This is a genomic window from Streptococcus sp. k-378 (assembly GCF_013277505.1).
Taxonomy (GTDB): domain Bacteria; phylum Bacillota; class Bacilli; order Lactobacillales; family Streptococcaceae; genus Streptococcus; species Streptococcus pseudopneumoniae.
In genome coordinates, this window is the sequence record NZ_VMNC01000008.1 from 1 (window position 1) to 6,196 (window position 6,196).

At 40.9% G+C, this 6,196-nt stretch carries 4 protein-coding genes and 1 pseudogene; 1 reads left to right on the forward strand and 4 read right to left on the reverse strand.

Annotated features, from left to right (window positions below; all coding sequences use genetic code 11):
* Positions 1-170 precede the first annotated feature (170 nt).
* A complete protein-coding gene (locus HT719_RS00840) occupies positions 171-608 on the reverse strand; it encodes a CoA-binding protein (RefSeq protein ID WP_000076488.1) in 438 nt (145 codons plus the stop codon).
* Positions 609-692: 84 nt separating this feature from the next.
* Positions 693-3,326 (reverse strand): DNA polymerase I, encoded by a 2,634-nt coding sequence (gene polA, locus HT719_RS00845; RefSeq protein WP_172927918.1) that lies wholly within the window; start codon positions 3,324-3,326, stop codon positions 693-695.
* A 444-nt stretch (positions 3,327-3,770) separates the two neighbouring features.
* Here polA and HT719_RS11985 point away from each other — a divergent pair.
* Positions 3,771-4,263 (forward strand): annotated as a pseudogene (locus tag HT719_RS11985) (IS66 family transposase); the annotation flags it as partial.
* A 222-nt stretch (positions 4,264-4,485) separates the two neighbouring features.
* On the opposite strand, the gene HT719_RS00860 reads toward HT719_RS11985, so the two are convergent.
* Entirely contained in the window at positions 4,486-5,388 is a 903-nt protein-coding gene (locus HT719_RS00860; protein WP_000757032.1) for a choline-binding protein, read from the reverse strand.
* Between the two features lie 52 nt (positions 5,389-5,440).
* The coding region (locus HT719_RS11405; protein ID WP_240156539.1) for an IS30 family transposase at positions 5,441-6,196 on the reverse strand (756 nt) is incomplete at its 5' end.

Genomic DNA, 6,196 nt, shown 5'->3' on the forward strand with positions numbered 1-6,196 from the left:
TGCGTTTTAGAATGTCAAAATTTTATACTCTTCGAAAATCTCTTCAAACCGCGTCAGCTTTCATCTGCAACCTCAAAACAGTGTTTTGAGCAACCTGCGGCTAGTTTCCTAGTTTGCTCTTTGATTTTTATTGAGTATAACACAAAAGGTAGCCCACCAGCTACCTTTTCTTATGCTTCCTCAATTAAGCGTGTATGTTCTCTCTTGATGCAACGATTCATCACGATGTCATCACATCCACCAGCACGCAAGATTTCTTCCGCTTCTAGACTTTCAAGTCCTAGCTGTGCCCAAAAAATCTTGGCATCAGCTTTGAGAAAATCACGCGCCACATCAGGCAGAAACTCGCTGCGACGGTAAACATTGACAATATCTACAGGAAAAGGAATCTCAGCTAGACTAGCATAAGCCTTTTCACCCAATATTTCGCCACCTGCCACCTTGGGATTGACTGGGATGATTTTATAACCCCGAGCCTGCATTTCCTTGGTCACTCGATTGCTAGTTGTTTCTTCACGGTCTGACAAGCCCACAACAGCAAGGGTTTTACTCGTTGCTAGATACTGACGAATCACACCATCACTTGGATTGATAAATTCTTGACTCATAGAAATCCTCCTTTTTCATCAGTATAGCACAATTTGAAAAGGCTTGCATAATTCTACTACAAAAAAGGAGGACTAGCCCCCTTTTTATTTAGCCTCGTACCAGGTTGCCCCTTCATTTTCATCTGCGATGAGGGGAACACTGAGTTGAATGGCTTCTTCCATGGTTTGTTTGACCAATTTTTTCATCTCTGCCAGCTCCGATTTAGGAACTTCAAGGACGATTTCATCGTGCACTTGTAACAGCATCTTAGTCTGATAGGCACCTGCAATCAAGGCTTTATCCAGCTGGATCATGGCAATCTTGAGAATATCTGCCGCCGAACCTTGGATAGGAGAGTTGATGGCAGTCCGCTCTGCGAAACCACGAATATTGAAGTTGCGCGAATTGATATCTGGCAACTCACGACGACGCTTGAAGAGGGTCTCCACATAGCCCTTATCACGCGCCTCACGCACCACTTCATCCATGTAGTTTTTAATACCTGGGAAGCGTTCAAAGTAGGTATCAATGTAGGCTTTGGCCTCCTTACGGCTGATGCCCAGATTATTAGACAAACCAAAATCTGAAATGCCGTAAACCACTCCAAAGTTGACAGCCTTGGCATTTCGACGGTCGTTTGCAGTCACATCCTCAGGACGCTCAATGCCAAAGACCCGCATGGCTGTCGAAGTATGGATATCTGCCCCCTCTTGGAAAGCCTTAATCAAGTGCTCATCCTTAGAAATATGCGCCAAAACGCGCAATTCAATCTGTGAATAGTCCGAGCTGAGCAGCACACTATCCCCCCACTCAGGCACAAAAGCCTTCCGAATCAAGCGCCCTTGTTCCAAACGCACAGGAATGTTTTGCAAGTTTGGATCCACACTAGACAAACGCCCGGTCTGGGTCAAATCCTGCACATAACGAGTATGAATCTTGCCATCAGCCAAAATCCAGTCCTGCAAGCCAATCACATAAGTCGATTGAATCTTAGCAATCTGACGATAGTCGAGAATTTTCTTAACGATTGGTGCAATCGGAGCTAGACGCTCCAAGACATCCACGGCAGTCGAATAACCTGTCTTAGTTTTCTTAGTATACTCGAGAGGAAGCCCCAATTTCTCAAAGAGAAGCACTCCCAACTGCTTAGGAGAGTTGATATTAAACTCCTCACCAGCCAGTTCATAAATCTCCTGAGTGAGTTTTTCAATGACAAGCTCATTTTCAGCCTGCATTTCAAGCAAGGTTTCTTTTTTAACCTTAATCCCAGCAATTTCCATCTTGGCAAGGACAAAAGCCAGAGGTTGCTCTATATCATAAAGAAGCTCTAACTGCCCATTTTCGCTGAGTTTTTCAAGCAAAATAGGCTCTGTTTCGACCAAAACGGCAAGCTTACGAGCCAAATGTTCCAAGAATTTCTCACGTTCAGGAATGGCCTTCTTGACTCCCTTACCGTAGAAGGTTTCATCATCAACTAAATAAGTCTGACCATAAAGACTAGCGATGGTCGCAATTTCATTGTCCTCCACAGTCGAAAGGAGGTATTTAGCCAAACGGCTGTCAAAAGCAGGCGCCTGCAAATCCACACCCAAACGATGCAAGAGAACTTTAGCTTTCTTAAAGTCATAAACTCTCAAAGGTGTTTTTTCTAAGAAGTCCTTGAAAATCGACTCTTGCAACAGCTCAAGCTTGTCTGTAGCATAAAGCTTATCCCCACAAGACCAAGCAAAACCAACCAAATCGTCCGTATGGTAATTTTCACCAAAAAGCTCAAAATGGAAGATAGACTCTTCACACAGCATATCTTGACTGATTTGGTCAACAATAGTAAAATCCAAGCTCTCAGCCACATCAGCTGACGACACATTTAAAGCCTGCTTGAGCTGTTTGAAGCCCATCTCATCGTAGAATTTTCCAAGATTTTCCACATCTGGACCACTATAGACCAAATCCTCTAAACCAATCTCAATCGGTGCCTTGGTATCAATGGTCGCCAGTGTTTTAGATAAAAAGGCCTGTTCCTTATCATTGATAAGGTTTTCCTTCATCTTAGAAGCCTTCATCCCATCAATATTTTCATAAATTCCCTCAAGCGAACCATGCTCCAGCAAGAGCTTGATACCCGTCTTTTCACCGATTTTGGTCACCCCAGGGATATTATCCGACTTATCTCCCATAAGCGCCTTGAGATCGATAAACTGCGTCGGTGTAATGCCCATCTTTTCCATGAGATAATCTGGCGTAAAGGCCTCAAACTCAGCTACACCTTTCTTGGAAATTTCAACCACCGTATGCTCATCCGTCAGCTGAATCAAATCCTTGTCCCCACTGACAATGGTAATATCAAAACCATCCTGCTCAGCTAGCTTATCCAGCGTCCCAATGATGTCATCCGCCTCATACTGAGCCAGCTCATAGTGACGAATCCCCATATGATCCAGCAACTCACGAATGAAAGGAAATTGCTCACGAAACTCATCAGGAGTCTTAGCCCGACCACCCTTATAGTCCGCATACATCTCTGTCCGGAAGGTCGTCTTTCCCGCATCAAAAGCCACCAAAATATGACTAGGCTCCACCCGCTCCAACAAATGGCTCAACATCAACTGGAAACCATAAATGGCATTGGTATGCAAACCAGCCGCATTCTTAAAACGGTCCAACTGCTGATAGAGTGCAAAAAACGCCCGAAAAGCAACAGAAGACCCATCAATCAATAATAATTTTTTCTTATCCATACACCCATTATAAAGGAAAGAATCAAAAAATACCATTGGGAAGAGCTAGAGCAAGTATTTTTCAAACTTTTTCCCGAATAAATAGATAGAAGCATTGAAACTAGTAAACTTAGATTTAAAAATGTGCTATAATGAAAGACAAACTATAAGAAAAGTCAATAGTTTATCTAAAATATTTCTTATTTCAATTTGATGATTTAGCGATGATTTTAGAGCACGGCAAAAATCCCTTGAAAAAGTCCATTTTTTTCAAAGGTAATCTTGTGTTAATTTCAGAAATTACATCACTTTTTGTTCGTCAAATGGTAGCTCTTTTTTAGGAGATAAAACATGGTTCGGATAAGTTTTTTTGCAAGGTGGATGATGGCTACATTGTAATGTTTTCCTTGTTCTAACTTAGTCTTAAACTAGGCCTTAAAAGCAGGTGAAAAGCGATTGCATGCTTTGCCAGCTGATGAACGACTACAGAAACGTCAAGAAGAGCTCCAACCCCTAATGGAAGACTTCTTTGCTTGGTGTCGGCGTCAGTCAGTTTTACCTGGTTCAAAACTAGGAAGGGCAATTGAATACAGTCTCAAGTATGAAGAAACCTTTAAGGCCATTTTGAAAGACGGGCATCTGGTCCTTTCCAATAATCTAGCTGAACGCGCCATTAAATCATTGGTTATGGGACGGAGTAAAAGAGTCCAGTGGACTCTTTTAGCCTAAGCTAAATTTTAAAAAGCGAGGGTGGTTGTTTTCTCAAAATTTTGAAGGAGCTAAAGCAAGAGCTATTATTATGAGCTTGTTGGAAACAGCTAAACGTCATCAATTAAATAGTGAGAAATAGCTATCCTATCTTCTAGAATGTCTTCCGAACGAGGAAACTCTCGTAAACAAAGAGGTTTTAGAGGCTGATTTACCATGGACTAAAGTTGTACAAGAAAAGTGCAAATAAGAAATCTCCAGATTAGGAACTATCCGTGAGTTCTCTAGGCTGGAGATTTTTCAATATACTTCGTTATTAGGCGGTTACGACTGAAATATCGTCTTGTTCACTTTTTATTTTCTTCTAACCAATAGACGGAGTTGCAAGGAAAATGCCAAAAACTCTACCCCTATAGCTAACAAAGAGCAAAAAAACTAGGAGAGAACTCTCCTAGTTTTAAATTATCTTGGATTATTTAACCCACTCACCGTTGTGGTTTACTTTATAACCATCTACAGTTGTATTAACTGCAAGAGCTCCTGACGCGTATGAGTAGTACCATTTACCACCAACTTGATACCAACCAGTTGCCATTGCACCTGATGATTTCAAGTAGTACCAAGTACCGTTATCTTTAACCCAACCAGTTGCCATTGAACCGTTGTCGTTTAGGTAGTACCAAGTACCATTGTCTTTAACCCAACCAGTTGCCATCCAACCAGCTTGGTCGAAATAGTACCAAGTTCCGTTGATTTTTTCCCAACCATTAGTTGTGTAAGAACCATCAGCGTGTTTGTACCACCAGCGAGAACCTGATTGAACCCATGCTGCTTGAGCAGCTGGTTTTTCAGCAGAAGCTACTAGTTGAGGAATTTCCAAAAGGGTTGCTTTACCATTTTGTACTCGAACTGTTAATTTATATGTTCCACGTTTAGTTTTAACTTCAACAGTACTTTTAGCTGATTTTTCATACTTAATCTCAACTGCTTTACCATCAAGTTTCAGTTCATTACCTTCTTTATCATAAACCTTAACATATCTATCGGTAACAACTCTTTGTTTATTAGATTGTTGAGATTGTTGAGATGCAAGGTGAGACTTAATATCATCAATAGTCAAATCACCATTTTCAGTAGTATTAACTTTACCACTTGCTTCTTCTCCACGTTTAGCTGCTGCTTCTGCTGCTTCTGCTGCTTCTTTAAAGAGTTTAGAAACTTCTGCACTTGGTTCTGTTCTCTCATCAGCTGCAGGTTTAGCATTTGGCAATGTTTGAACATTAGCCTCACTAAAAGTTGCTGTATCAGCTGAAACAGCTTGTACAGCACCAAATGCTGCAAGAGCGACTGCGCTTGTCAATAAAACTTTTTTCATCGTTTTATCTCCTTTGTTTTTCTTTAAAATATTTTTTCGTAAGACTACCTTACTACCATAGATTATATAAATATTTGCAGGATTTGTCAAGAGTTTTCTTCGAGTTTTTAAACTTTTTACCTATTTTTTCAAAAAAGCCAAATTTCAAGTTCAAGTTAGCCATCAAGAAGTCTTCTCTGGGTGATTTGTAGTTCAAGCATTTTTTAGGATAGTTATTAATCCAATTTTCGATGAATGCGACTTCTTTGGGAGTCGTTTTCTTAGTTCCCTTAGGTAACCATCTCCGAATGAGCCTGTTGTGATTCTCATCAGTTCCCCTTTCCCAAGAGGCATAGGGGTGCGCATAATAGATATGTTCCTCAGAAAATACATCAGACAAGCGGTTAAATTCTGTACCATTATCTGCCGTGATGGACAGAATCTTGTCTTGTTTTAAGATGAGTTTTAAAGCCTGATTGACCGATTCAGCGCTTTTATTATGCCATATGGCATTGTCCATAACGAGTAAAAGATAATCATCTGAATAAGCTTGTGAAAGCTCTTCTAAAAAGGCGTTCATCCACTCAGTATGACATCCACCAGCGATTAAGAAAAATGATTTGCCTGTATGGGCATCAACAGCTCCATAACAATAGCGAAATTCTCGTATATAGTGACTATGGACATGTGGACCTACTCCTATTGGAGACCAACAAGATCCCAGTTTACTGATTCTACCGAAACCAGCCTCATCTTGGTACATCAAGCGAACCTTACGAAAAGGTCTACTGGTTTTAAAGCGCTTTCTTGTCTTCTTGAATTGAGATTT